Origin of the sequence: Nostoc sp. XA010, from assembly GCF_020829625.1 — a bacterium.
Classification (GTDB): Bacteria; Cyanobacteriota; Cyanobacteriia; order Cyanobacteriales; family Nostocaceae; genus Nostoc.
Genome location: NZ_JAIVFX010000002.1, coordinates 522970 through 548356, shown reverse-complemented (window position 1 = coordinate 548356; position 25387 = coordinate 522970). Strand labels below are relative to the sequence as shown.

The 25387-nt window shown below is 40.6% G+C and carries 17 protein-coding genes; 8 read left to right on the top strand and 9 right to left on the bottom strand.

Translation table 11 applies throughout. The annotated features are described in order from the left end of the window. Nucleotides 1-489 precede the first annotated feature (489 nt). Both LC608_RS05345 and LC608_RS05340 read right to left on the bottom strand, forming a co-directional pair. Nucleotides 490-858, bottom strand: a complete 369-nt coding sequence (locus LC608_RS05345) for a Lin0512 family protein (RefSeq protein WP_229552577.1) — start codon at nt 856-858, stop codon at nt 490-492. A 165-nt stretch (nt 859-1023) separates the two neighbouring features. After that, the gene (locus LC608_RS05340) at nt 1024-1392 is read right to left on the bottom strand and encodes a Crp/Fnr family transcriptional regulator (protein ID WP_229552527.1); all 369 of its coding nucleotides are present in this window, start codon (nt 1390-1392) and stop codon (nt 1024-1026) included. Nucleotides 1393-1708: 316 nt separating this feature from the next. On the opposite strand from LC608_RS05340, the gene ileS reads away from it, so the two are divergent. Both ileS and LC608_RS05330 read left to right on the top strand, forming a co-directional pair. Beyond that, entirely contained in the window at nt 1709-4591 is a 2883-nt protein-coding gene (gene ileS / locus LC608_RS05335) for an isoleucine--tRNA ligase (RefSeq protein WP_229552576.1), read from the top strand. 648 nt (nt 4592-5239) lie between these two features. Continuing rightward, the gene (locus tag LC608_RS05330; protein ID WP_229552526.1) at nt 5240-6391 is read left to right on the top strand and encodes a histidine decarboxylase; all 1152 of its coding nucleotides are present in this window, start codon (nt 5240-5242) and stop codon (nt 6389-6391) included. Nucleotides 6392-6464: 73 nt separating this feature from the next. On the opposite strand, the gene LC608_RS05325 is transcribed toward LC608_RS05330, so the two are convergent. Together LC608_RS05325 and LC608_RS05320 are read right to left on the bottom strand one after the other, a co-directional pair. Continuing rightward, complete coding sequence (locus tag LC608_RS05325; RefSeq protein WP_229552525.1) at nt 6465-9845, bottom strand: amino acid permease; 3381 nt, start codon at nt 9843-9845, stop codon at nt 6465-6467. A 279-nt stretch (nt 9846-10124) separates the two neighbouring features. After that, nucleotides 10125-11009 carry a ParA family protein gene (locus tag LC608_RS05320; protein ID WP_229552575.1) on the bottom strand — a complete coding sequence of 295 codons (885 nt, stop codon included), beginning with the start codon at nt 11007-11009 and terminating at the stop codon, nt 10125-10127. Between the two features lie 374 nt (nt 11010-11383). Here LC608_RS05320 and speY point away from each other — a divergent pair, with 374 nt between their 5' ends. Beyond that, nucleotides 11384-12559: a deoxyhypusine synthase gene (gene speY, locus LC608_RS05315; protein WP_229552524.1), complete on the top strand. Its 1176-nt coding sequence runs from the start codon at nt 11384-11386 to the stop codon at nt 12557-12559. Nucleotides 12560-12639: 80 nt separating this feature from the next. Here the strand turns inward: speY and LC608_RS05310 are convergent, their stop codons facing one another. After that, a complete protein-coding gene (locus LC608_RS05310) occupies nt 12640-14544 on the bottom strand; it encodes an adenylate/guanylate cyclase domain-containing protein (protein ID WP_308189830.1) in 1905 nt (634 codons plus the stop codon). Between the two features lie 709 nt (nt 14545-15253). Here LC608_RS05310 and LC608_RS36795 point away from each other — a divergent pair. From LC608_RS36795 to LC608_RS05300, 3 genes are all read left to right on the top strand, one after another. Continuing rightward, nucleotides 15254-15385: a hypothetical protein gene (locus tag LC608_RS36795; protein ID WP_267870963.1), complete on the top strand. Its 132-nt coding sequence runs from the start codon at nt 15254-15256 to the stop codon at nt 15383-15385. Between the two features lie 299 nt (nt 15386-15684). Beyond that, nucleotides 15685-16044 (top strand): VOC family protein, encoded by a 360-nt coding sequence (locus LC608_RS05305; RefSeq protein WP_229552523.1) that lies wholly within the window; start codon nt 15685-15687, stop codon nt 16042-16044. An 89-nt stretch (nt 16045-16133) separates the two neighbouring features. Next, on the top strand, nt 16134-17450 hold the full coding sequence (locus LC608_RS05300; protein ID WP_229552522.1) for a recombinase family protein: 1317 nt from the start codon (nt 16134-16136) through the stop codon (nt 17448-17450). A 151-nt stretch (nt 17451-17601) separates the two neighbouring features. On the opposite strand, the gene LC608_RS05295 is transcribed toward LC608_RS05300, so the two are convergent. Further along, nucleotides 17602-18783: a hypothetical protein gene (locus tag LC608_RS05295; protein WP_229552521.1), complete on the bottom strand. Its 1182-nt coding sequence runs from the start codon at nt 18781-18783 to the stop codon at nt 17602-17604. A gap of 512 nt (nt 18784-19295) precedes the next feature. Here LC608_RS05295 and LC608_RS05290 point away from each other — a divergent pair. Both LC608_RS05290 and LC608_RS05285 read left to right on the top strand, forming a co-directional pair. After that, nucleotides 19296-20915: a glycosyltransferase family 39 protein gene (locus tag LC608_RS05290; RefSeq protein ID WP_229552520.1), complete on the top strand. Its 1620-nt coding sequence runs from the start codon at nt 19296-19298 to the stop codon at nt 20913-20915. A 258-nt stretch (nt 20916-21173) separates the two neighbouring features. Continuing rightward, nucleotides 21174-22178 carry a hypothetical protein gene (locus LC608_RS05285; RefSeq protein ID WP_229552519.1) on the top strand — a complete coding sequence of 335 codons (1005 nt, stop codon included), beginning with the start codon at nt 21174-21176 and terminating at the stop codon, nt 22176-22178. 140 nt (nt 22179-22318) lie between these two features. On the opposite strand, the gene LC608_RS05280 is transcribed toward LC608_RS05285, so the two are convergent. The 3 genes from LC608_RS05280 to LC608_RS05270 all read right to left on the bottom strand — a co-directional run bounded on the left by LC608_RS05280 (nt 22319) and on the right by LC608_RS05270 (nt 25017). After that, nucleotides 22319-23341: a zinc-binding dehydrogenase gene (locus tag LC608_RS05280; RefSeq protein WP_229552574.1), complete on the bottom strand. Its 1023-nt coding sequence runs from the start codon at nt 23339-23341 to the stop codon at nt 22319-22321. Between the two features lie 363 nt (nt 23342-23704). Beyond that, on the bottom strand, nt 23705-23890 hold the full coding sequence (locus tag LC608_RS05275; RefSeq protein ID WP_229552518.1) for a hypothetical protein: 186 nt from the start codon (nt 23888-23890) through the stop codon (nt 23705-23707). 56 nt (nt 23891-23946) lie between these two features. Beyond that, entirely contained in the window at nt 23947-25017 is a 1071-nt protein-coding gene (locus LC608_RS05270; RefSeq protein ID WP_229552517.1) for a glycosyltransferase family 4 protein, read from the bottom strand. Nucleotides 25018-25387 lie beyond the last annotated feature (370 nt).

The following is a 25387-nucleotide window of genomic DNA, read 5'->3' as shown; positions in this document are numbered from 1 at the left end:
GTAAAACTTCAACAATTAACAATGAGAAAGCAAACTGGGGTTTGAGTAAGTCAAAGCTGCTTTTGCTTGCGGAAAACACTGAAATGAGAAAGCAAACTGGGGTTTGAGAAAGCAAACACAGCTTTTGAGTAAGTCAAAGCTGCTTTTGCTTGCGGAAAACACCAAAATGAGAAAGCAAACTGGGGTTTGAGTAAGTCAAAGCTGCTTTTGCTTGCGGAAAACACCAAAATGAGAAAGCAAACTGGGGTTTGAGTAAGTCAAACCTCATTTTGAGAAAGCAATTTAAGTATTTTGATAAATTAAATAGGTATTTTTATAAAGCAATGAGGCTTTTTGATAAAGTAATCGGCAAATATACTTAACGATTAAAAATCGCGTCTGTACAAATGGAGTCCTACTGGAAAACTGCTGTATGTCACTTAATTTTCAACGATCGCGCGATTTACTCTATAACTTTCAATTTAATGATTTGTTTATAGAAGAATTACCTCAGCTACCATCTTCGATAAGAACTGTAACAGCTGCGATCGCAATCAACATTTCGTCATTTTTATCGTTGAGTTCAGGAATCGCCCGCCCTTGAACGATCATCCCGCCAGATTCTACGGTGAGGGTTTTCCGACCAAATGGTAGTACAGCGAGTACTTCTTCTTCTCTAACTTGTTCGGGGTATGGAACTGCTACCTGAACCTCTATAATCATTTCATTGGGGTGACTCAAACCAGCAACTTCCCAAACACCAGGTAAGGCATTATGAGCGATCGCATTTCGTACTGCCCTAGATGCTGCTACTGTCGGTTCTTGTCCATGCTGATCTATTCCCATCCCCATCTCAATAATCAACCGTTTACGTACCATTGCTACCTCCAGTAATTTCTGCACCTTTCTCCAAAAAAACCAGAAGGCTGGAGGCTCACTTGTAATACTACATCCCATCGCTACGAGAACCTTCACTTAGAGTCCTGCAATGAGAACCAGACATGCTCATTGCATCCCCCTGCTCCCTGCCCCCTGCCTCCTACCTCACAGCATACGCTGCAAGCGACTTAGACGTTCTGAGTAACTTTTCATTACCTGTAGTGCAAACATGGGTGTTTCTTGAACGGCAAAGAGAAACCTTTTCTCATCAACAGAAGCAAGTTTGCTGTCCACCTTGGCAATAGCTGTGTAAGTTCTATTTTTTACTCCTACAAGTACCCCAACACCAAAAACTTCGCCTGTATTAATGGTTTCTACAACCTTGCCATTGACTAATATATCTACTGTTCCTTCCAGAATCCCGTACATGTGCTGGCCTGGCTGTCCTTCTTCAAAGATGACTTGACCTGCTGAAAATGCTTGAGGGTCGGGTTGTTTTTGAAAGATACTGACTGTTACTACAGGACTTAACATTAGAGCAACCCCAAAATTTTTGGTTTTTAGACGAAACTTTTAGATAGCTTTACGCGAACCCACAAAAGTATACTACTTTCTGTTGATTAACTCTCAACCTCCGCAAAATTCCTGATTAGTCTCCTAATTGCCTAGAAACCTCTCCCTGATTTTACTACGTAAAACCGTCCCTCTCCGAGTCGGAGAGGGAGAGACTTAAAGGAAAATTCAAAGTAGGGAGAGATTTATCAAACTCACGTTCAAATAGCAAATTTTGGTTTTCATGTCATCTTCTATAATTAATAAAACCTGCACACCTAATTCTAGGCATGAGACTGTGACCGAATCAGGAAGTTACAAAGATACTGTAAACCTACCCAAGACTAATTTTGATATGCGGGCAAACGCCATCAAGCGTGAGCCTGAAATCCAAAAATTTTGGGAAGAAAATAAAATTTACGATCGCCTTTCCGAAAATAATCCTGGCGAATTATTTATACTTCACGATGGGCCTCCCTACGCTAATGGCTCACTCCATATTGGTCATGCCTTAAATAAAATTCTCAAAGATATTATTAATCGCTACCAACTGCTACAAGGGCGTAAAGTTCGCTACGTTCCTGGTTGGGATTGTCACGGTTTACCAATTGAGTTAAAAGTTTTGCAGAATATGAAGTCAGCAGAACGGCAAAACTTAACATCTTTACAACTGCGGCAGAAAGCAGAAGAATTTGCTCTAACTACGGTAAACGACCAGCGCCAAAATTTTCAACGCTACGGTATTTGGGGTGATTGGAACCACCCTTATTTAACTCTGAAGCCGGCTTATGAAGCGGCTCAAATTGGCGTATTTGGTCAGATGTTCTTAAAAGGCTATATCTATCGCGGTTTGAAGCCAGTCCACTGGAGTCCTAGTTCTAAAACCGCTTTGGCTGAAGCTGAGTTGGAATATCCAGAAGGTCACGTTTCCCGCAGTATCTATGCAGCTTTTGCAGTTACAAGTTTGGCGGAAGCTGTAAAACCACTGTTGGCGGAATATCTGTCAGATTTGGGTGTGGCTATTTGGACAACTACACCTTGGACGATTCCGGCGAATTTGGCTGTAGCGGTGAATGCAGATTTGAATTATGCAGTGGTGGAAGTTTCACCTTCAGCAGGACAGGCGCAAAGTAATTTCAAATACCTAATCGTTGCTGCTGATTTAGTAGAACGTTTATCTTCTACCTTGGGACTTGAGTTAACTCTAAAAGCCACCTTTAAGGGGAATGATTTAGAACATACTACTTACCGTCATCCTCTATTTGACCGGGAAAGTCCGATTGTTGTGGGCGGTGATTACATTACTACTGAGTCAGGTACTGGGTTGGTACATACTGCACCCGGTCATGGTCAAGAAGATTACATTGTTGGTCAACGCTACGGTTTACCCATCCTTGCACCAGTGGATGACAATGGCAATTTTACCGAAGAAGCGGGACAGTTTGCTGGGTTGAATGTGCTGGGTGATGGGAATCAGGCGGTGATTGATGCATTGGCTGCGGCTGGTTCTTTGTTGAAAGAAGAACCATATCCCCACAAGTATCCTTATGATTGGCGGACGAAGAAGCCGACGATTTTCCGCGCTACTGAACAATGGTTTGCTTCTGTAGAAGGATTTAGAGAAGAAGCACTTCATGCGATCGCCACTGTAAAATGGATTCCAGCCCAAGGTGAAAATCGGATCACGCCAATGGTCGCGGAACGTTCCGATTGGTGTATCTCTCGTCAACGGAGTTGGGGTGTACCCATTCCCGTCTTCTACGATGAAGCCACGGGAGAACCATTGCTGAATGAAGAAATTATCAACCACGTTCAAGGAATTATTGCAGAAAAAGGTTCCGATGCTTGGTGGGAATTATCAGTGGAGGAGTTATTACCCGAATCTTATCGTCAAAATGGCAAGTCTTACCGCAGAGGTACAGACACAATGGATGTATGGTTTGATTCTGGTTCATCTTGGGCGGCTGTCGTCCAACAACGTCCCGAGTTACGCTACCCTGCTGATATATATTTGGAAGGTTCCGACCAACATCGCGGCTGGTTCCAGTCAAGTTTGCTCACCAGTGTAGCGGTGAATGACATTGCACCTTACAAAACTGTGCTAACTCACGGCTTCGCTTTGGACGAACAAGGGCGAAAGATGAGTAAGTCAGAAGGAAATGTGGTTGACCCAAATACAATCATTGAAGGCGGGAAAAATCAAAAAGTAGAACCGCCTTACGGTGCAGATGTATTGCGATTGTGGGTATCATCGGTAGACTACTCCGGCGATGTCCGCATTGGCAAAAACATCATCAAGCAGATGAATGATGTTAGAGGCAAAATTCGCAATACGGCGCGGTTTTTGTTGGGTAGCTTGGATGATTTTGACCCGGAAAAAGATACAGTTCCCTTCGAGGAATTGCCAGAACTTGACCGTTATATGCTGCACCGCATCACCGAGGTATTTGAAGAAGTAACCGTTGCCTTTGAGAGTTTCCAATTCTTCCGCTTCTTCCAAACAGTGCAGAATTTCTGCGTGGTGGATTTATCCAACTTTTATTTAGATGTTGCCAAAGATAGGCTGTACATCAGTGCAAAGGATGCTTTCCGCCGTCGCAGTTGTCAAACGGTGCTAAAAATAGCTTTAGATAATTTAGCACGAGCGATCGCACCAGTACTATCCCACACTGCCGAAGATATCTGGCAATATCTCCCCTACAAAACACCTTATAAATCGGTATTTGAAGCCGGTTGGGTGCAGGTTGAGGAAAAATGGCGTAATCCAGATTTAGCAGAATTTTGGTCAGCACTGCGACAACTTCGCACTGATGTTAACAAGGTGTTAGAACAAGCCAGGATAGAAAAAATGATTGGTTCTTCCCTGGAAGCCAAAGCTTTGATTCATATCCCTCACAAACAGTTAGGCGATGCTATCAAAGCCTTTAATCCGGTTAAGGGTAACGGGATTGACGAACTGCGATATCTATTGCTGACTTCCCAAGTGGAATTATTAGATTCTGCTGAAGGGTTGCAAGGATTAGAATATACAGCGCAGACGGAAGATTGGGGAATTGGTGTGGTGAAAGCAGATGGGCAAAAGTGCGATCGCTGTTGGAACTACTCTACTCATGTGGGAGAATCAGCAGAACATCCCTTAATTTGCGAACGATGCGTTGCAGCCTTAGCCGGAAAGTTCTAGTAAATATACGTTAGTTCAACAAACCTCTCCATACCTTCAACAGTTCAAGTTTTTCCCTCTCGCCCGTCAGAGAGGGAATTTTTTGCCTAGTAAAACCTCTTAATAGTCTTTTCAATTCAGCTAATTAGATAGACACTACATCATCCGTGGAATTTACGTTAAATCAGGTTCCAGTCACCACCTGAAATAGATATTTAGCGTAATACACATTATGGTTATAGGACTCATATTTGATTTTTGAACAAAACTCAGTACACCTTTATTCCTTCTTCCCAGTCCCCAGTCCCCAGTCCCCAGTCCCCAGTCCCCAGTCCCCAGTCCCCAGTCCCCAGTCCCTTATTTCTACGAGTGATTCAGAAATCAAAGACGCTCGATAGCGCAGCGTTAGCGACGCAGGAGCGTCTGACTCGCTACCGCTTCGCTATCGGATTGCTATATTTTCTTCAGTACGTAAGTTCTAAGTGTAATAGACATTTCAGCAAAAAAAATGGGTATTGTTACTGAAGTATCCTCAGTATTTTTATGGATGGTTCTTAATTTAAGAGCCGCATAGGGAGATTATTAAGAAAATATGAAGGTATGGATTAATACCTAGATTTTAGACTACAACATCCATTAAGGTAATTAAAATTCAAGAGACACAAAGATATGTCAAATAAAGTTGCTAAAGACTTGGCAGATTTTTTGGTGCAAATAGAAGAGCGATCGCAGTTTCATGCAGGGTATCCATATAATTTAAGTTGTGATTATAGTGCGATCGCACAATTTTTTAAATATCTGTTAAATAATGCTGGAGATCCTTACGTAGAACCAGATTTTGGTCTTCATTCTCGTAAGTTTGAGCAAGAAGTATTATCTTTTTTTGCTAACCTCTATAAGATTGCAGAAGATCAGTTTTGGGGTTATGTTACTGCTGGCGGAACTGAAGGTAATTTATATGGAATGTTGTTAGGAAGGGAAATCTACCCGAATGGTATTCTTTACTCATCACAAGATTCTCATTACTCAATTCCCAAAGCAGCTAAATTATTCCGTATCCAACATAATGTTGTTAATTCGCAAATTAATGGAGAGATGGATTATGACCATTTTGAACAACTACTTAGCGAAAATCGTAGTTATCCAGCCATCATAAATTTAAATATTGGAACTACCGTCAAAGGTGCAATTGATAACTTAGACAAAGTTCTAGAAATTTTAGAGCGCAATCAGATTAAAGATTACTACATTCATTGTGACGCTGCACTTTCAGGATTAATATTACCGTTTTTAGATGGGGCACCGCAAGTTAACTTTCAAAAACCCATAGATAGTATAGCAATTTCCGCTAAATTCATAGGTTCTCCGTTACCTTGTGGTGTAGTTTTAACGAAGAAAAAATGGGTAGAAAAAGTTGAAACAGCAATTGAATATATTGGTTCAACAGATACAACTATTCTAGGATCTAGAAACGGCCACACTCCTCTAATTCTCTGGTATGCAGTGCAAACAAGAGGTTATGATGGATTAGCTAGAGAAGCAAATACTTGTATTGAGAATGCTCAATATCTTTTCCAACAACTTCAAATAAGAGAATATCCATGCATGTTAAATAAATTTTCTAATACCGTAGTGTTTCAAAAACCTTCTCAAACGTTAATTAAAAAGTGGCAGTTAGCAGTTTTTGAAGATTGGGCACACATTATAGTCATGCAGAATATTAATCGAGATAAAATCGATATTTTTATTAATGAACTTTTGCAAGAAGAAGGGTTACTTAATAACGCCGAGGATTTCCAGCTATACCCAGCACTACACTAATGTAGACTATCAAGTAAATTTAATCGCCCAATTTTACAAGGTGTTTCTTTAAACAGAATTTGATTCCAAGATTTTATCTCTTTAAAAAGTTTTTGTAACACAAGTTAGTAGCAAGTAGTATTTCTACTTCTGCACCTTCCATAGCTGGTAAGAAAAAATACCCTTGTCCATAATCACATTGTAAAGCCTTCAGTTGGGCTAATTGCTCTACAGTTTCTATCCCTTCTGCTGTTACAGACATATTTAAATTATGAGCTAATGTCACAATAGCTCGAACAATTTCTAAATTTTCTCCTCGACTACCTATATTGCTGACGAAAGAACGGTCAATTTTAAGGGTTTTGATTGGTAGGCGGTGCAGATAATTCAAGGATGAATAGCCAGTACCAAAATCATCCATGTGCAATTCGACATTCAGCGTTGTTAACTGGGAAAGTACAGTGGTAGCTAATTCAAAATTATCCATCAACAAGGTTTCAGTAATCTCCAATTTCAAACTGCATGGCTTCAGTCCAGTTTGCTCTAAAATATCTTTAACTTGTTTAAACACATCAGGTTGGGTAATTTGTTTCCCAGAAAAATTAACGCTCATTGTCAGGGGTAATGAGCTAGGAAATTGTTTATGCCATTTGTGCATCTGATGACAGGCTTCATAAAGCACCCATTGCCCGATACTAACAATCATTCCAGTTTCTTCCGCTAGGGGAATAAAATCTTCAGGAGAAATAAGTCCCCGTTCTGGATGATGCCAACGTATTAGTGCCTCAAATCCAATAATTTTGCCAGTTGTCAGTGAAATAATTGGCTGGTAATTAAGGCAAAATTCTTCTTGCTTGAGCAGTGCATTTCGCAGAGCAGTTTCTAACTCCAAGAGCAAAGATGCACTCTCATGCATCTTCGGATCAAAAACCTCATAGCGTGCCTTACCAAGTGATTTGGCGCAGTACATTGCCATATCGGCATCGCGTAAAATCTGCGCTGCTTGCTCATAATCTGCTTTACTTAAAGCGATGCCAATACTAGCATTAGTAAACACCCTATGCTCATTTAATTGAAATGGTAAAGCTAGCACTTTTTTAATTCGCTCGGCTACTTGTATGGCAGTGCTAATATCCTCAATTTCCTCAATTAAGATTGTGAACTCGTCTCCGCCAAAACGGGCAACTATATCTCCAAGTCGCAGAACTGATTTTAGCCGATGAGAAATTTCAATTAAAAGTTGATTTCCCAGTAGATGTCCAAGGCTGTCATTAACAACTTTAAAACGGTCTAAGTCTAAGAATAGTACGGCAAATAAATATTTATTTTGCTCTTTAGTACCTTCTATTGCTCGCTGCACTCGCTCCAAAAATAATCGTTGATTAGGTAGTCCGGTTAGCCCGTCATGAAGACTATTGTGCAGTAATTGTTCTTGTGCTTGTTGACGCTTGATAATGTCTTGCTCAAGTTGTTGATTCACTCTAATAAGTTCAACAGTGCGTTCTAGAACCATCTGCTCAAGCTGATGACGATACTGAACTAATTCTTTTTCTACTAACTTACGCTTAGTAATATCACGAATAATAACAACATACTCTCGTAGCTGGGAATTAAATGGCTGTGAAATAGTCGATTCAACAATTCGTAGACCTTGGTTTATTTTTAAGGTTTGCTCACTTCTAATAGACCATTGCTCCGGTTTGCCTCGATAGCATATTAAGAGTTGATTCAAGTTCTTGCCAATTAGCTGCTGAACAGTTGTTTGAAATAATTCTTCAGATGCGGCATTTGTCTCGCAAATTTTACCGCTTTCATCTAAGACTAAAACAGTATCGGGGACGGTATCGAGAGTAGTAATAAATAGGCTTTTTGCTTGTTTGCGTGCGTTATCAATAGCAACGATTTGTGGTAAGGTTGTCCAGCAAGCGATCGCAACCCCTGCAACAGAAAGCGTCACTAACAGAATAGCTAGCAAAGAATTATGAATGTTATGATAATTTTTGTCTAATAAATCGCGGAGAAGCCAACTGCTTGTGGCAGTAATACAAATTAATGATATTAGGACAATTACCTGTAGTACGACAAAATCCTGATTGTTTCTACTAGACCTAACGTTGTAATTCTGTCTCCACCATTTGAGGTGTAATGGTTCTAAATTTAAGCGACGTAGCGGGACATCTCCTATCATCAGAATAATGGGTAATAATAAGCCCACTAAAAAATCTCTCCAATTCCAAGCTAAACCTCCTACTATTAAAACTACTGCTTCTATACAGAAAAAACTAAGTGACCACCAAGGCCATAACACCTGCGGTTTGCCCCGACACAGCCATAATCCTAGATGTAGACCCATAACCGACACAAGATAACAGGTGCCTGCTACCGTGACAAGTTGAGGTACATTTCCCAAATTTAGACAAAGCAGACTGAGTAGAAAGGTAACTAAGATAGCGGGCCCAAGGACACCTTGGGGGGAAACTAATGCAAATAGAGGAGAAAGCTGATCGTCTAAAGCAAGTTGATATAATATCCGAGGAGAGTTGGAAACTGCCGTAGCAGCACTTAAAAAGCAGGATACAGTAATAAGAAGTGTGACTATAAAAAAGGCAGATTCACCCCAAAAAGGCTTAGAAGCCGTCACCAGAGTTAAGAACGCATTGTCTATTGTTGGATTTGGAGCCGAACACATTAATACCCAAGAAGCACCTAAAAACACCGCAGGAATTAGCCAAGCCGCTACGGTTAAGAACTGCAAAGTTTTATATGGGTGGCGGCTATCAGCAACAAAAGAAGAAGTGGTTTCACAAGCATAAATTGAATAGCTAGCCAGAAAAAACCACTTTGCCCATTCTTCAAAGCTCAGGCTATCTGTGCTAGTTAGGATAAGTTTAAAACTAGTGGTTGAGAAGGCTGACCATACTACGCCTTGAAAACAAAACAAAAGTAGTAATAAGATGGCTGGGAATACAAAAAATAAATGCAGGAGTGCTAAAGCACGAGTGCCACTGAATGCCAAAATAAAAGGAATTACTGTAAAAAGAACTTTTAAAAAAGTTTCTGGACAAGAAATACCTAATGTTTCAAAATTGACTTTAATTAGGTCTGTAAGAATAATTGCATATAGTGCTGGTGCTGCTGCCCAGCTAAAAAAGTATCCTAATGCTACGTAACGGCCTAAGCTAGGGAAGTTCTTTAGTAGCCTTGTGGTATAGTTTGGTGTTCCACCAGCGACATCTGGCCAATGTCTACCTAAACTTTGTACCTGCAAGTTGAGTAAAAAGGAAATGATCGTGCCAAACAACCAAACTAAGATAGCTTTAGGCCCTAACGCTGCATGAATAATGGGGGCAGTACCAATCCACCCCACATGACCTGTTAAGCCAAAGCCCCAGGTTTCGAGATAACTCAAAGTCCGTGGTAAAGGCATTACCAAGCGTTGATTTTTCTCTGCCTGTAGAGGATTTTTAGTAAGCATTGTTTCTTAGCGAGATTTACTGGCCTTTTCACTCAATAGCCGAATATTGCTGTACTTAGCTTCAGTATAAACGCTGGACTTGTCAGAAAAATTACTTAATTATTACCACTTTTTATCGAGCAAAGCAGGAGGCAGAGTGCGACCTTTGATAGGGTTATTATGGGGTCAGCCCTTTGCCTACGGGACGCTGCGCGAACAGGGAAGCCAAAAGTCATTCCCGTGCCCCCTCCTTCCTGCTCCCTTCTCCCTGCCTCTTCGTTGAAATCACGACTTCTGGAGCTATAGCTTTTGCAACAACTCCTGAGTTAACTGAAAGAACGCTTTTGAACCAGCTGATTGGGGAGCATTTAAAACAGCTGGCATAAAACTATCAACAGCCTTAGCAACGTTGACATCAACTGGTATTTGTACCTTACAAATTTTTTCTACACCGAAATCTTCAACAACGCGGTGCATCACTTGTTTATAGTATCTGCCAGTGAGGAGGTTAGCGCTAGACATGCTGAATACAATTCCTAGCATTTTTATATCTATTTTGCTTTCATGTCCGTGACTGTCTTTTAATTGAGCAATGCGTCTTTCTAGTAGTTGAATACCCACTACAGATAGGGGTTCTGGTTTAGCAGGAAGTATGTAAAAATCACTGGCAGCTAAAGCACTACGAGTCAATAAATTATATCCAGGCGCACAATCCAAGAGGATAAAATCATATTCTTGACGTACAGGTTTTAAAATATTATTTATCAAGACTCTTTCAAAGCGATTCCAAATTGTTTCAAAGTCTTGTTCGCCCAAAGCAGTTGCTTGCTGATGCAGCATTTCTGACACAACAAATTCATCATATAAGTCGATATCTCCTGGCAATAAATCCAGTCCGGGAAGATTACAAACCTGGGATTGAATGATATCTTGAATTGTCAATTTTGCTTCTGGTTCTGGATTGATAACTTGATCGATCAGATACCTAAATGTCTTACTTTGTTTACGACGCTTGGCAAAATCTAAAGGCGACATCAAACTGAGTGTGGCGCTAATTTGGCTGTCTAAATCAAGGACAAGCACCCGTTTACCATGATTTTTAGCTAAACAGGTAGCTAAGTTGACAGTGAGGGTGGTTTTACCAACGCCACCTTTCATATTTGCAGTAGCAATTACATATCCCATTGGTTGAGTCCTCTGTTGACGCATTTCCATGTAGGTAGCGTACACCTGTCTCGATCTATTAAATCTTCCATTAAATTTAATCTTTTCAGAATCTCAACAAAGAAGCAGAGGGCAGGGGGGAATGACCAAAGAAGCGGAGGGGAAAGGGGAAGGGGGCAGGGAGCAGGGGGAGCAAGCCCTTTCCCAGAGCTGTGGAATGAAGGGGAGAACATGGGTATCAAGCTCCGTCCAATCCTCCCCCCTGCCTCCGGCGATGACCTGTTGTTTGTACCGTGCGTGGATTTACGCGGTGCTGCACTAGTAAAATTGCTGTCACTTTGGTTGAAAGCTAGATACTATTAGATTCGGCGTGTTTACTGTTCGGGAGTGCCAAAATGTCTAAACAGCTGGGTCAAAAAATCGCACCTACACCTATATCAAATGATATCAATGTGGTGGATTTGATTGATCAATACTTCACCGCTTACAACTCAGCACGGTTGCGGGAAATCTGCCAACTACTGAGTCGTGACGTGCTAACGGAAGGTGTCACGGTGGGAGTTAGCCTTTCCGGTGCGATGACACCAGCAGGATTCGGTGTTTCAGCGCTTGCACCCTTAATCCGCAACGGCTTTATTGACTGGATGATTAGCACTGGTGCAAATCTTTACCACGATATGCACTACGGTTTAGGTTTTGAACTTTTTGCTGGTAATCCGTTTTTGGATGATGTGAAACTGCGCCAGGAAGGCACTATTCGCATTTATGACATTATCTTTGGTTACGATGTACTGCTAGAAACTGATGCGTTCATCCGCAAGATTCTGCAAGGAGAGGCGTTTCAGAAGCGGATGGGAACTGCTGAGTTTCACTATTTGCTTGGTAAGTATGTTCGGGAAGTAGAAAAGCAACTGGGTGTACAGCATTCCTGTTTGCTTGCTACAGCTTATGAGTATGGCGTGCCTATATATACGTCTTCTCCAGGAGATAGTTCAATTGGGATGAACGTGGCGGCTTTGGCTTTGGAAGGTTCGCAGTTGGTGATAGATCCATCAATTGACGTAAATGAAACGGCTGCGATCGCATATAATGCCCGTGAATCTGGAGGTAAAAGTGCGGCTGTAATTCTCGGTGGCGGTAGTCCCAAAAACTTTTTGCTACAAACCCAACCGCAACTTCACGAAGTATTGGGATTAGAAGAACGAGGACACGATTACTTTATACAGTTTACCGATGCGCGTCCAGATACAGGCGGTTTGTCTGGAGCAACCCCATCGGAAGCTGTCAGTTGGGGTAAGATTGACCCGGAAGAGTTACCTAACACTATTGTTTGTTATACCGACAGCACGATCGCTCTACCATTGGTAACAGCATACGTCTTGAACAAGTGCGAGCCTCGTCCACTGAAGCGTGTGTACGACAGGCGAGAAGCCATTTTGGATAAACTGCAAAAAGACTATCTAGCAGCCAAAGCCCAATCATCGGATCAAATTCCAACAGCAGTGGCTGAAAGTGCCCAAAATCAAACAGCGACTTATCCTTGTGGGCGTTTGATTCCGAATACTCCGTAGGGGGCAGGGGGCAGGGGGCAGGGGGCAGGGAGCAGGGGAGAGGAATTTCCCCTCTGCCTCTTTTCAATACCTCATGCCCCTCATCTCTTTTGCCCAATTAACAAATAAGTGGTTATTTTCCCTTTGCCTTGAACTTCGATTTTGCCCCGCTTTTCAAATAAAAATTCATCACACAAACGCTTATAAGTATCTTCTGTAACCTGAATTTTACCAACAATACCTTGGGATTCCATGCAGCTAGCGATGTCTACCGTATCTTTACAGAGATCATAAGTAAAGTTGTTGAGGTCAATTACTCTCGCCACTACGGAACCAGTATGGATGCCGAAACGGATGCTAAAGTTTTGGTTATTCTCAGTATTAAATAGAGCGATCGCAGCTTGCATCTGGAGTGCCATTTGAGCGATCGCTTGAGCATGATCCCGGCGGCGTATGGGTAAACCACCAACTACCATATAAGCATCGCCAATAGTTTTAATTCTCTCTAAACTATGTTGTTCGGTGAGACGATCAAAAGTTGAAAAAATCGAGTTGAGTAAGTTTAGCAGTTGAATTGCACTCATAGAAGCAGCAATTTCGGTAAAGCCGACAATATCTGCAAATAAAACTGTAACATCAGCAACGTCTTCGACAATGTTAGCTACTTCATTTAAGGGTTTGGAGATTGCTGCTGGCAAAATATTCAGCAATAAACGTTCGGTTTCTTCTTGCTGATGGCGCAGCGCTTCTTCTGTTGCTAGTCGCTGGGTGATATTGCGAAAAATGCCGCGAGTCGCAACTGGATGACCTTCGACAAATTTACAGTTAATATTACCTTCTAGAAAGATTGTTTGACCGTCTTTAGTAACAAATGCAGCTTTTACTTGCCCGATCTTTTCTCCTGACAGCACCCGATAAAACCTTTGCAAACAGTCTTGTTTAAACTCTGGATGTATAATATCAAAAATATTCATATTCACAATTTCAGCTTCGCTATATCCCAAAGCTTCTCGCCATGCACGATTGACATACAAAAAACGACCATAGGCATTGACGCATTGAATCAAATCATTAGCATTTTCAAATAAATCTCGATATCGTTCTTCACTTTCTACAAGAGCATCTTCTGCTTGTTTGCGTTTGATAAACTGGGCGATTTGACTACCAATAGAACCCACCATTTGCAATAACTCTTTATCCTTTGGCTGTACATCCCGGCTAAAGAAAACCATCACTCCTAAGATTTCACTATCGTCTAAGATGGGGAAGCCAAAAGCTGCGTGCAATCCAGCCTCAGCAGCAGGTTGCGAACGCCGAGTGTCTCCATCGTCTGTGATATCTTGAATCCACAGAGGCAAACGTCTGATCCAAATTCGGCCAGGTAAGCCAACACCGGGTGTATATGTAGTTTGCCAGGTGATTGCTTTAAACTCTCGCGCAGAAATTACCCGACTTGACCAAATTTCCACACACCTTAATACTGCATTGAGGCTATCTCCTTGTACCGAAGTGCCAATATATTGACTTGGTGCCCAAAGTTCGCCTAAATCCCATCCTAAGTTTTGACAAATCGACTGCAAAATTTGCGGAATTACCTGTTTTACAGTTTGGGATTCTGATAATATACGAGTGATAGCATACTGGGCAGTTGTCCGTTGTTCCCGTTGCTGGCGAGCAGTGATATCCCGACCAATGTAGACAATCTCTTCTAATCCTTTTATTTTTTTCGGAATTACTGAACAAGAAAAAGCAATCAACCGCTTTTCTCTATTCTTGGTTCGGCAAACCACCTCTAAATTTTGAAGATTTTTCTGATATAAAGAATGCTGGTGAATGGCTTTTATTAAAACTTGCTCATCATCAATTATTAATGATATTGGTTTATTAATTAGTTCTTCTTCACTAAAACCAAATAATTTTTGAGCAGCACGATTTACTTTTTTTATTTTCCCTATATTATTAGTTATAAACAAAGCATCTGCCATTGCAGTAATTACTTGTTCCATGTAATTTTTGTATTAAATTAAAGAAGATAAATTTTCAAGATATAGTAATAGCAAATTTTCACCTGCCTATGAGGCAATTATCACACTGAAAGTAATAACTTAGTAATTATAAATAACAATTAATGATTTAGTACTAATGATGATTATTTTAGTTATTCTTTCAAATGTTTGAGCAAGATACAAGCTTGTTTGGGTAAATTTTTTAGAAGTTGATATTAATTGATTAGTTGTGCTATTTTTTCACATCAACCCCGTGTGGTTGAGCGAAAATGACCATAAGCAATCTTTTGATTTGGTTGCTCAAAATTAACTAAGTAAGCGGAAATAACATGTATTCTACCTTTTGGAGGATTGACAATTAAATATAATTCTGAATTATGTTAGAGAATTATACTTAATAGTGCGGTTTATAAGCGATCGCTATTTTAACAAAACTACTTTTGTGCAATCCAGCGCTGGGTAAGGCTGAAAGTTATATTGTTATCCATTTTGCTAAAATATAATATATTACAAAGGATTGCCAGATCAAAAAGTAAACTTTTATTAAATGAAAAATTGCACTGCGATCGCCTAAAATTTAAGCTTGAGAAAGTCGGCTCTATAAAGTTAGTGAAAACCCAATGAATCACCAGCGTCCTAATACTCTCAAAGCTGCACGTTTAAGTTTTTAATGTTGAACCGCTAGAGGGTGCAGACATGGACTGGTACTATGTTCCTTTTGTTAGGAGATGCCTATGTTAAACTCCGAGAAAAATTCCCTCAAAATAAAGGTTTATTGATTATTTTTGACAACATGGATCGTGTACCACCGACGATCGCAGAAAATTTATTTTTTGACTAAGCGGCTTAGTTACAAAAACTATACTGCACGATAATTTATACAGTTCCAATTTCTAGTTGCCCAAAATTTGCGCCCAGAGTTAGATTTAACCGCCGAACAGATTTTCCAAGCTGATGCATACCCTGCATATAGCAATCCAATTTGATTTCTGAATCACTCGTAGAGGTAAGGGACTGGGGACTGGGGACTGGGGACTGGGGACTGGGAAGAAGGAATAAAGGTTTACTGAGTTTTGTTCAAAAATCAAATATGAGTCCTATAGTTATTTATTTAAATAAACGCGATCGCACTTACCGACAATGCAGATTACCCAAAGTCTCCATACAGCAATTCTCGTGACTGACTTAGAACGCTCTGAACACTTTTATGGCAAAGTATTGGGATTATCCAAAATAGATCGTTCCCTAAAATACGCTGGTGCATGGTATCAAGTCGGCAACTATCAAATTCACCTGATAGTTGCACCTACAGTCCCCACCGAAAACCCAAACGAAAAATGGGGACGCAACCCCCACGTCGCTTTCTCAGTCGCTAACTTGGACGCTGCCAAACAAGAGTTGCTCAATCATAATTATCCTATTCAACCCAGCGCTTCAGGCCGCCCTGCCCTATTCACTCAAGATCCTGATGGAAATATTATCGAGTTTAGTCAGCAGTGAGAGGGAAATCAATTAAAAATTAAAAATTCAAGAACTTCTGTCTTGTCTACGACACGCTGCGCGATTTGCCTCCTCTTTCCCAATGACTAATGAAAATAATTGCCTATTCTTACACCAATCCGCTATTAGAATCTGCTCCCGATCAAGCTGATTGGGGATGGGAGGTGGATGGGGTTTATGAAGATTTGGGTAAGCCAGAGTCTTCTGGACACGCTACGCGAACGCAATTACAACAATTATTTACCGATTGCGAAACTGAACCAGCAGATTATCTTTTGATTCGGCGGTTGGAAGAATTAGGGGATACTGTAGAGGAAATTAGCGATCGCTTACATAAACTCGAAGTAATGGGAGTAGCGATAATTGCCACAGAACAACCCTACACTTCCGAAAATTACCCTCTGGGTGCTGACTTGCTGAATTTGCTACACGCAATCCAACGTCAGCAACGTAGCCGTCGCATCCGTCAAGGACACGCCCGTAATCGTCTTGAGGTTGCACCGCCACCCGGCAAAGTTCCTTACGGCTATCGCAGAGGTAAGGGAAAATATACTATTGATCGTAGTACTTCACCAGTAGTCAAAGATTTTTTTGAACACTTTTTACTCTATGGTTCCCTGCGGGGTTCAGTTCGTTACTTGGCGAAAAAATACGGCAAAAAAATCTCTGTCACCACAGGAAGACGCTGGCTAACTAATCCAGTTTATCGCGGCAATACAGCTTATCAAAATGGTGAAATTATCTCTAATACCCATATTCCGATAATTTCTAAAGAAGAAGCTGCCCAAGTTGACCGACTTTTACGCCGTAACAGCCGTTTACCACCCCGAACTGCTAGTGCTAGGCGTTCTTTAGCTGGGTTGGTTGTCTGTGCTGAGTGTCAGTCACATCTAACAGTTACTCGTGTTACCCAACGCAACCAAGATAAGGAGTATCTTTATTTACGTTCTACTAGCTGTCCTCAACGCCCCAAGTGTAAGGCTATTCCCTACCAAGAGGTTTTAGAAAATACAATTGAAACCGTTTGCCGTGATTTACCCTTAGCTGTAGCGGGAATAAATTTTCCTCAGTTGGATACACTCAAGAATAGTTTAGGGCAAGCGATCGCTCGTCAGCAAGAAATACTTGCTCAGTTACCCGCGTTAATTGAAACTGGAATTTTAGATGTTGAAACAGCAAAATTAAGGGCTTACAAACTCCGCACAGAAATTTCTACACTCGAAGCAAAGTTGGCGACTCTTCCCCCAGTTAACTTGCGTTCTGTTGCTCAAGCTGTTTCAATACCACAATTTTGGTTAGATTTGTCGGAAACAGAGCGACGATTTTACTTTCGAGAGTTTATCAGGCAAATTGACATTACTGTTGAGAATAAAGAATTAAAACTCCAAGTTATTTTTATTTTTTAATTTAGAGAACTCCAAAAAATAAATTATCCGATTTCTGGACTTCACTACGATTTTCCCTCCCCCTACCTCTATAACGTACCCTTTGGGAAGCAAGCTACGCGTAGCGTCCCGCAGGGATGGTATATTTTTTTATTTGGAAGTCTCTTAAACGCTATTTCTGAGGTGGTTGATCCTTAGTATACGCAACAGGTTTTGGCCCTGCATTTCGCACATTGACAAGTTTATTCAGGATATCAAACCAAAAAGGCGCACCCATCGCAATAGCTAAACCACTTACAATCCAACCGCAAATTAATTTCCAACCCTGCCAAATTCTGATTAATACAACCTTTTCACTGTTCGAGTCTTTAACATCTAATAACTCAAACTGCTGATTGATATTTTGCCATCCAATGGGAACAGAAGCATCTGCTAAAAGTTTCTCAATTTGCCTTCTGGCTTCTGGATCATTAATAAAATCGGCTCGTTGGCTTGCACTTTGAGTAATAGCAGAGCGGATAGCTGAATCCTGCGACAATCTATTAACTAGGTGAAATGTATCAGTATTGGTGAATATGGCAACTGATATCCCAATTAAAATTGCAACTCCTTTTGCATTGCGCTTATAAACGCCACTGGCTCGATCCATAGAGCGATCAAACCATGTTTCCACTTCCTTTTGAAACTGATTTATTTCTTCGGTGAGGTCGCCAATCTTTATCCTACTCCGTTGAGCAATCACGCCAAGACTCTTAATTAAATTATCAGGGATATCATCCGGCAAATCTTTATTAACAAAATCTATAAATTTTTGGTCAATATCTCCATAAATCGCTTGAATTTTTTTGTATTCTTCACTATCTTGATTATTAACACCTATTTTAAGCTCTTTGTATAATGCTAATATTATAGGTAAATTAGTTTTAGCATCTTCACTAGGATGTTTAACATAATTAATTAACTGGGGAATTTTTAAGCTATCTAATAAAGTAATTGCAAAGGTTTCCGAAGGAAGATATGAAGGGCCGCTTTGTTTCCCTCCTAGTCCCTTTGTATCAATAGTTTTACTAATTCCGCGAAACTGCTTTTGTATTCTTCCTTTTACTTGTTGGTTCAAGGTATTAATTAAAGGATCATTATAAAGTTTATCTACCAATTTTTCTGCTTTAGTAATATCTAATTCTTCAGTTTCACTACCCCCCGCTAAAAGTAATTCGATTGATTGTTTTAAATGTTTAGCTCTCCATTGTAAACATGTAGAAATTAGCTCTTGAATTTCAGAAGCTATTAGGCTCAAAATCAAGTAAATAACAACTAAACCAATAGCAATATCCACAACTATAGGTAAATTCATTGACTGCCTCCCATAATTTTATTAGGGTTTATTATTTAAAAAACATTCTAATGAGATTTTATAACATAGACAATTCAATTATATAATTACTTAATTAAATTTAAAAGTATGAAAATTATTTAATTAAAAAACTATTTTAATAATCATTTTATTAATTAAAAAAGCTTATTAATTTTTGATATTAACTAAACTGTATTGGAATTTAATCAGATAAAAATTAAGTATATAAAATTTAAACACGTATCACATTCAAATAAATACAAGTTATTTACGGACTATCAAAGAGGTAATAAATAATTTCTTGCTTGTATTATTTTTATCATCTATTAGCTAAAATGTTATTTAAGTAACCAATATAAATTTTTCAAGAAATAGGGCTAATTAGAGAAACTTGAGTTAATCTTGGAAACTAGCAATTGTTAATAAATACGTTGTTACTGGGTGACAACATTGGAGATTCGCTAGATGTCTCTATGTAATCAAACCAGAAAGTAAAATGATTAACATAGAATATGCAAGAAGGAAGTTTTATTTGGAGTCATCTAGAAAAACAGGATCGCACGGTTGGCAGATGGATTGATTGGGTATGGCTAATGATATTGCTATTGGCAGCAGTGTTACTGTTTAGCATCAATCTGGGAGGCTTGCCGTTGCGAGATTGGGATGAAGGGACTGTGGCACAGGTTGCTCGTGAAATTTGGCACGCTCCAGCAGGATCAATGCGTTGGCTTTACCCAACGTTAGGAGGTGAACCATATCATAACAAGCCGCCTTTGATGCATTTGCTAATTGCTTGGACTTATTCTTTAGGAGGCGAAAATGAGTTTACAACGCGCCTGCCTGGAGCAATTTTAACAGCGACATCTGTACCTTTACTGTATTGCATTGCTAGAGAGATATTTCGTCAACGTTGGGCTGCTATTTATAGCGCGTTGATTTATTTAACAATGCTACCGGTGGTGCGTCATGGGCGGTTGGCAATGTTGGATGGGGCGATGGTAAGTTTTTTGATGGTGATGATGTTGTGCGTGTTGCGATCGCGCCGGGATTTACGTTATTGCCTTGGTATTGGTATTAGTTTTGGGCTGATTTGCCTGACTCAAGGATTATTAGGCGTATTACTAGGTGCGATCGCGATCGTATTTCTGTTTTGGGATACGCCACGACTGCTCACTTGTTACTATCTGTGGATAGCAATCTTCATTGGCATTCTGCCTGTAGCTGCTTGGTATAGTGCCCAACTAATTCACTATGGTTACACTTTTGCCCAAGTTGGGCTTGTAAACCCATCACTAGGCCGAATTGGCTCATTTGTAGAGGGGAATCCTGAACCACCTTGGTACTATGTTATTGAACTTCTCAAATACACATGGCCGTGGCTATTATTCTTACCGCAAACTATCCGCTTAACCTGGGAAAATCGCAACCTTAGTTGGGCAAAACTAGTAATGGCGTGGAGTGGTGTTTATCTGCTGGTAATTTCTTTCATGATTACCAAAGTTCCTTGGTATTTATTCCCGATTTATCCTAGTTTAGCCTTAGCTTTTGGTATCCAATTATCAGATACAGAAAATTCACCTTTACTTTCATCCTATCCCCGTGCTTGGGTTGCTGGTTTGGCAATACTTGCTGTAGCCGCTTCTGCTGGTAGCATTTATTTTAGTTGGGGTACAACACCGAAAATAGACTTACAACTAATTTTTGTAGCAGTAGCTTTAACTATGACCTTAGCAGCTATTTTGGCAGAACGAGGTGATGGACAATTTCTGAAGATTTTGTTTTGGGGAAGTTATATTTCGCTGTTACTGTTAATGAAATCTAACTACTGGGTTTGGGAATTATCTGAAGCTTATCCAGTTAAACCAGTCGCCGCGATGATCGTGCGGGCAAATCCAGCTACGAGGAAGATTTACACATCTTTTCCCTATCATCGTCCGTCGTTGGATTTTTATAGCGATCGCACCATCATTCCCGCTTCTGCTGGCGAACTTGAATATTATTGGCACTACAACGGGCAACCCTACTTTCTCCTTCATGCATCTGCTTTCAACAATCTCGAACTAGAGTCAATGAAGCTAGTTGATCAAGCTGAAGGCTGGAAGTTAGTTACAAAAGATACTAATCGTCTTTAAGTTTTAGGCATTGAAAAGAGCTAGAGGGGCGGGGTACTGCTCTTGCTGAGGGAAAAATTCTCCCTTGCCCCCTGCTCTCCACTCCCTACTCCTCTGATCTGGCGATCGCCTGCTTCCAAAAAGTGTAAAAAACTGGAATTTAGTTTGAAAAAATGATGAAATACGTAATCTTGCGGTTTTACTGGTTATATTTATTTTTCTATACTTAATAGATTACGAAATATTTCAGTTATTAAATTTAGCAATTAGGTGTTTAAAATGCCACACAATCTTTCATTGTTACCAGAACCAGTAAGAAGGCTTGAAACAGTAGCAAATCAACCATTTTCAGAAGCGTGGGCGAAGAAGTATTTGCGAAATCTATCTGAACAGGATGATCGCATCGAAGCCCTCAAGCACAGTGAAATCGCAAGTGAGGTTGCAACAACGTTAAAGCAGGCACTCCGAACCACGAGTCTGCAAGCGTGGGGAAGGACAGAAGCGCTTTTGTCTCAAGAGATGATTCGACATCAAATTGACCCTGAATTAATTGATCCGTGGGAAGTTGCAAAGGATACCCACAATATTTATCAAGCTGCCCTCTCAGCCTATGCCCAACAGGTTCCCCCAGCGAAGTTTTCTACTAAGATTGCCAGGGATTTGGGAAAAATTCGGCAGAATTACACAGAAAATGATCCTAGAGTTATCGGGTTCATTAGTATGCAGTTTCACTACGGCGGACAAATACTACTCAACTTGACACCGCCAACGCAGCAAGCATCGCTGAGTGCTTACTTTAAAGTGATTGATGACCATCTCTATATGCCACTCCAGCGTGCTTACCAGGCAGCAGCAGAATATGCTTATGATGCGCCACCGTTAAAAGCTGTCCAGCAAATTTTGCCGTTGTGCAGCGAGATTGCGACCAAAATTGCGGAACGGGTGATGCAAATGTATCCCAACTATCAAAGCCATACAGGTCGTTTAAGTAACACTAACGTTCAGATTTCGAGTGTTCGTGATATAGAGATGTTTCAGGTGTATCTGTGGGTCTGTGTTTTAGAAAACAACATTAGCGCCATACAACAAGAGCTATTTCCATTGTGTGTCATGTTGTATCCCCGATTAAAAGTACGCTGGGAATTGGTACGGCAATTGATTCACTTGCTCGGCATTGAGATCCGCTCTCGTCTCGAACCCGAACAGGCTGCTTATTTTGTCCCCTACTATAACTCGTTGTGGGCAATGTTTTCACCCGAAGTATTGCCGGACGAGAAATTGTAGCTCCTCTAGTGTCCAGATTTTCCACATTAGACATCTGGTGAAATTAAATATGCGTTACTTAGAATCCTTGTAGAGACTTAGCATTGCTAAGTCTCTATTGTTTAGCTAAACCCAGAGCATTTGCTGTATTTTGCAAAAAACTAAGGAATCATCGCTACCTTAATTACCTGACGCGCTTTCATCTCACAAAACACTTGTTCTAAATCTTTTAATGGCCGCTGTTCACTAATAAGTAACTCAAAGGGAATTTTGCGGCTAGCGATCAGTGCCAGCGCCTGCTGCACATACTCTGGTGTATTATGAAATACGCCTTTGAGGGTAAGTTCGCTGTAGTGTAGCTGTTCTGTATCAATGGTAATGCTGCTATCCCGTGGACATCCACCGAATAAGTTGACAGTTGCACCAGGACGGGCACAGGCGATCGCAGTTTCCCAAACACTTGGTACACCAGTTGCTTCAATCACTACATCTGCGCCCCATCCTTGGGTAAGTTCTTTCACTACACTGGGAATATCTGGGATTTGATGATAATTAAAGGTTTGGGTTGCACCCAATTTTTGACCAATTTCTAGCCTGTGGTGATTACCTCCCCACAGCAACACCTCAGCTTTCTCACTCAACGCCGCCACAAACATCAACCCGATCGCCCCATCTCCTAAGACCACTATTTTATCTTTGGCTTTGACGTTAGAACGGGCTACACCATGCAATACGCAAGCTAAGGGTTCCGTCATGGCCGCCAATTCCCACGGCAACTCGTCGGGAATCTGCAATAAATTATGCTGTACTATCGATGCGGGAATTTTCAAGTATTCGGCAAAAGTTCCATTATTCCAGGTCAGATTCGGACATAATGAATACTCTTGACGTTGACAAAAAAAGCATTTCATGCAAGGTGCGGAATTATTCGCGACGATGCGATCGCCTACTTGCCAATTTGTAACCCCTGCACCCAAGGCAACAATTTGCCCAGCCCCTTCGTGACCAAACAGCGTGGGTGGTATCAGCATTTTGGCATGACCACCACGCCGCCAGACTTTTAAATCTGTACCACAAGTTGTTGCTGCCCCCACTTTAATTACAACTTCGCCAGCTGCCGGAGTGGGGTCAGGAACTTGCTCTAGGCGTAAATTTTCTTGCCCATAAAGTAATGCTGCTAACAAAGCTTTAAACCTATTAATTAGCTCCATCCGATTTTATCAGTTGAAGCTAATGGTCTGTCTCATTAATTTGATGAGTTCGTAGTCAGCATAAAGCGTGCTTAAAAATCCACGACTAAAGTCTTTACTACGAACTTGTTTACTCCTCGTAACTAATGAGAAAAACCACTAGTTGATAGGTTTAAAGTAAATTAGTTTGGATTTCTATAGGAATCGTATTTGATTTTTGAAATTATCTACGTGGGCGGGGAGTGGGGAGGAGGGAGTAGGGAATAAGGAATTAGGCTTTTCGATCTGTACCGAGCTTTTTCAGAAATCAAACATTAGTCCTATAGTAGGCTTTTATTAATCTAAAATGCCGTAAAACTAAGAATTTACCGCAGACTGTGGAACTACTCCGGTGTTCCGGGTTTCCACATTAGGCAAGCGAGTAGCAGTTAATAGCGGTACTTCTTGTCGGCACGACAGGCAAAACCAATATAGTTCACCATGTCGGGCATGGCGCAGGAGGGAACCACCGCAGCATGGGCAGGTGTTGGCTCTCGTACTCATACTAATGTCCTCCTTGAAAAAAGTTATTGTTGAAGTTGGATAAAAAAAGCAGTTGATTAAAACTGGATGTTAGGTGCACAAATGCAGCCATTCGATTCTATGCGGTCTTTAATAATTCGTCTGTAAACAGCTTCATATCCGTTAACCATTTGGCTAACACTAAAGTTGTTTTCTACGTGTTTTCTACAGGTTTGACGATTGAGTTCCAAAGCTAGTGGAATCATTGCCGCCATTTCTGAATAGCTTTTACAGATAAAACCTGTTTTACCGTGAGCAATTACTTCAGGTACGGAGCCGAAATTCATGGCAATTACTGGTGTACCAGTTGCCATTGATTCAATCATTACTAACCCAAAAGGTTCTTGCCAGCTAATAGGGAAGAGAGTTATGGCAGCATTGCCCAGAAGATCAGTCTTTTCGGCGTGGTTGATTTCGCCTAGATATTCAATTTGCTGACCATCTATGAGGGGGGCAATCTCTTGTTCAAAAAATTTAGAGTCTTGGATATCAACCTTTCCTGCTATCTTCAAGCGCCAACCACTCTGTTTAGCAATAGCGATCGCATGTTGTGCCCCTTTCTCTGGCGAGAAACGACCTAAAAATGCCAAATACGGAGGTTCTGACGGTTGGGCTACGAATGGATAATCTGCTAGCTCAATTCCATTATAAACCGTATCAATATAATTGAGATCGATTTGACGCTGCGAGTTACTAATGCTGACATAAGGTTGCTTTTTATGGTAGCTAAATGCTTTACGCTTGTCTGTTGTAAAATCATTGTGCAGGGTATGCACTGTAGAACTTGCTGTTATCAAACTCGCTAAAGGTAATGCCGAAATCCCTACATGAGAATGGATAATATCGAATTGGGCAGCACTCTGGTAAACTTGGCTTAGTTCTAGCATTTCGTACACTGCATACTCTTTGACATTTGGATCTAAGCGCAATGCCCGTGGATAAACTGCTTCTAAATGAGCCAAAGTTTGAGAATCGCCAGAGGCAAATAAGGTTACCTCATGACCGCGACGAACAAGTTCATCAGTCAAGCAACTCACTACCAATTCTATTCCTCCATAATTAGGAGGTGGAACCCTTTCCCATAAGGGGGCAACTTGAGCGATTTTCATAAGTTTTTTTGGTTCAGTCTATGAATTGTCCTCAGTATAATGAGTTGCATCATTATTTTATGAGGAAAGAGCATTTGTACTTACTCTTTTGAAATTTAAATTAACCTAACAGGCTACGAAAAGCGCAATAAATAATGGTTAACCGGGCTGGGAATTTTTTACTGACAAATTTAACGGACTATCGGCTAAACTCAACTCTCACCTAGACTTCTAATTTAGACTAAATCAATTACTTGTTACATCTGCCTTGGGGATCATAACGAGGTAGAATATTTTGTAGTAGTACTTACAAAAATGAATGTTTTGTAGCTAAAACTACTAAAATATCCAATGGGATCAAGCCATTAAAGCTTGGTTTAAATGTAATTGG

Excerpts from the sequence above, each read along its gene's own strand:
- LC608_RS05345 (WP_229552577.1), bottom strand. The coding sequence starts at position 858 with ATGGTACGTAAACGGTTGATTATTGAGATGGGGATGGGAATAGATCAG.
- LC608_RS05340 (WP_229552527.1), bottom strand. The coding sequence starts at position 1,392 with ATGTTAAGTCCTGTAGTAACAGTCAGTATCTTTCAAAAACAACCCGAC.
- LC608_RS05330 (WP_229552526.1), top strand. The coding sequence starts at position 5,240 with ATGTCAAATAAAGTTGCTAAAGACTTGGCAGATTTTTTGGTGCAAATA.
- LC608_RS05325 (WP_229552525.1), bottom strand. The coding sequence starts at position 9,845 with ATGCTTACTAAAAATCCTCTACAGGCAGAGAAAAATCAACGCTTGGTA.
- LC608_RS05320 (WP_229552575.1), bottom strand. The coding sequence starts at position 11,009 with ATGGGATATGTAATTGCTACTGCAAATATGAAAGGTGGCGTTGGTAAA.
- speY (WP_229552524.1), top strand. The coding sequence starts at position 11,384 with ATGTCTAAACAGCTGGGTCAAAAAATCGCACCTACACCTATATCAAAT.
- LC608_RS05310 (WP_308189830.1), bottom strand. The coding sequence starts at position 14,544 with ATGGAACAAGTAATTACTGCAATGGCAGATGCTTTGTTTATAACTAAT.
- LC608_RS36795 (WP_267870963.1), top strand. The coding sequence starts at position 15,254 with ATGTTCCTTTTGTTAGGAGATGCCTATGTTAAACTCCGAGAAAAATTC.
- LC608_RS05305 (WP_229552523.1), top strand. The coding sequence starts at position 15,685 with ATGCAGATTACCCAAAGTCTCCATACAGCAATTCTCGTGACTGACTTA.
- LC608_RS05300 (WP_229552522.1), top strand. The coding sequence starts at position 16,134 with ATGAAAATAATTGCCTATTCTTACACCAATCCGCTATTAGAATCTGCT.
- LC608_RS05295 (WP_229552521.1), bottom strand. The coding sequence starts at position 18,783 with ATGAATTTACCTATAGTTGTGGATATTGCTATTGGTTTAGTTGTTATT.
- LC608_RS05290 (WP_229552520.1), top strand. The coding sequence starts at position 19,296 with ATGCAAGAAGGAAGTTTTATTTGGAGTCATCTAGAAAAACAGGATCGC.
- LC608_RS05285 (WP_229552519.1), top strand. The coding sequence starts at position 21,174 with ATGCCACACAATCTTTCATTGTTACCAGAACCAGTAAGAAGGCTTGAA.
- LC608_RS05275 (WP_229552518.1), bottom strand. The coding sequence starts at position 23,890 with ATGAGTACGAGAGCCAACACCTGCCCATGCTGCGGTGGTTCCCTCCTG.
- LC608_RS05270 (WP_229552517.1), bottom strand. The coding sequence starts at position 25,017 with ATGAAAATCGCTCAAGTTGCCCCCTTATGGGAAAGGGTTCCACCTCCT.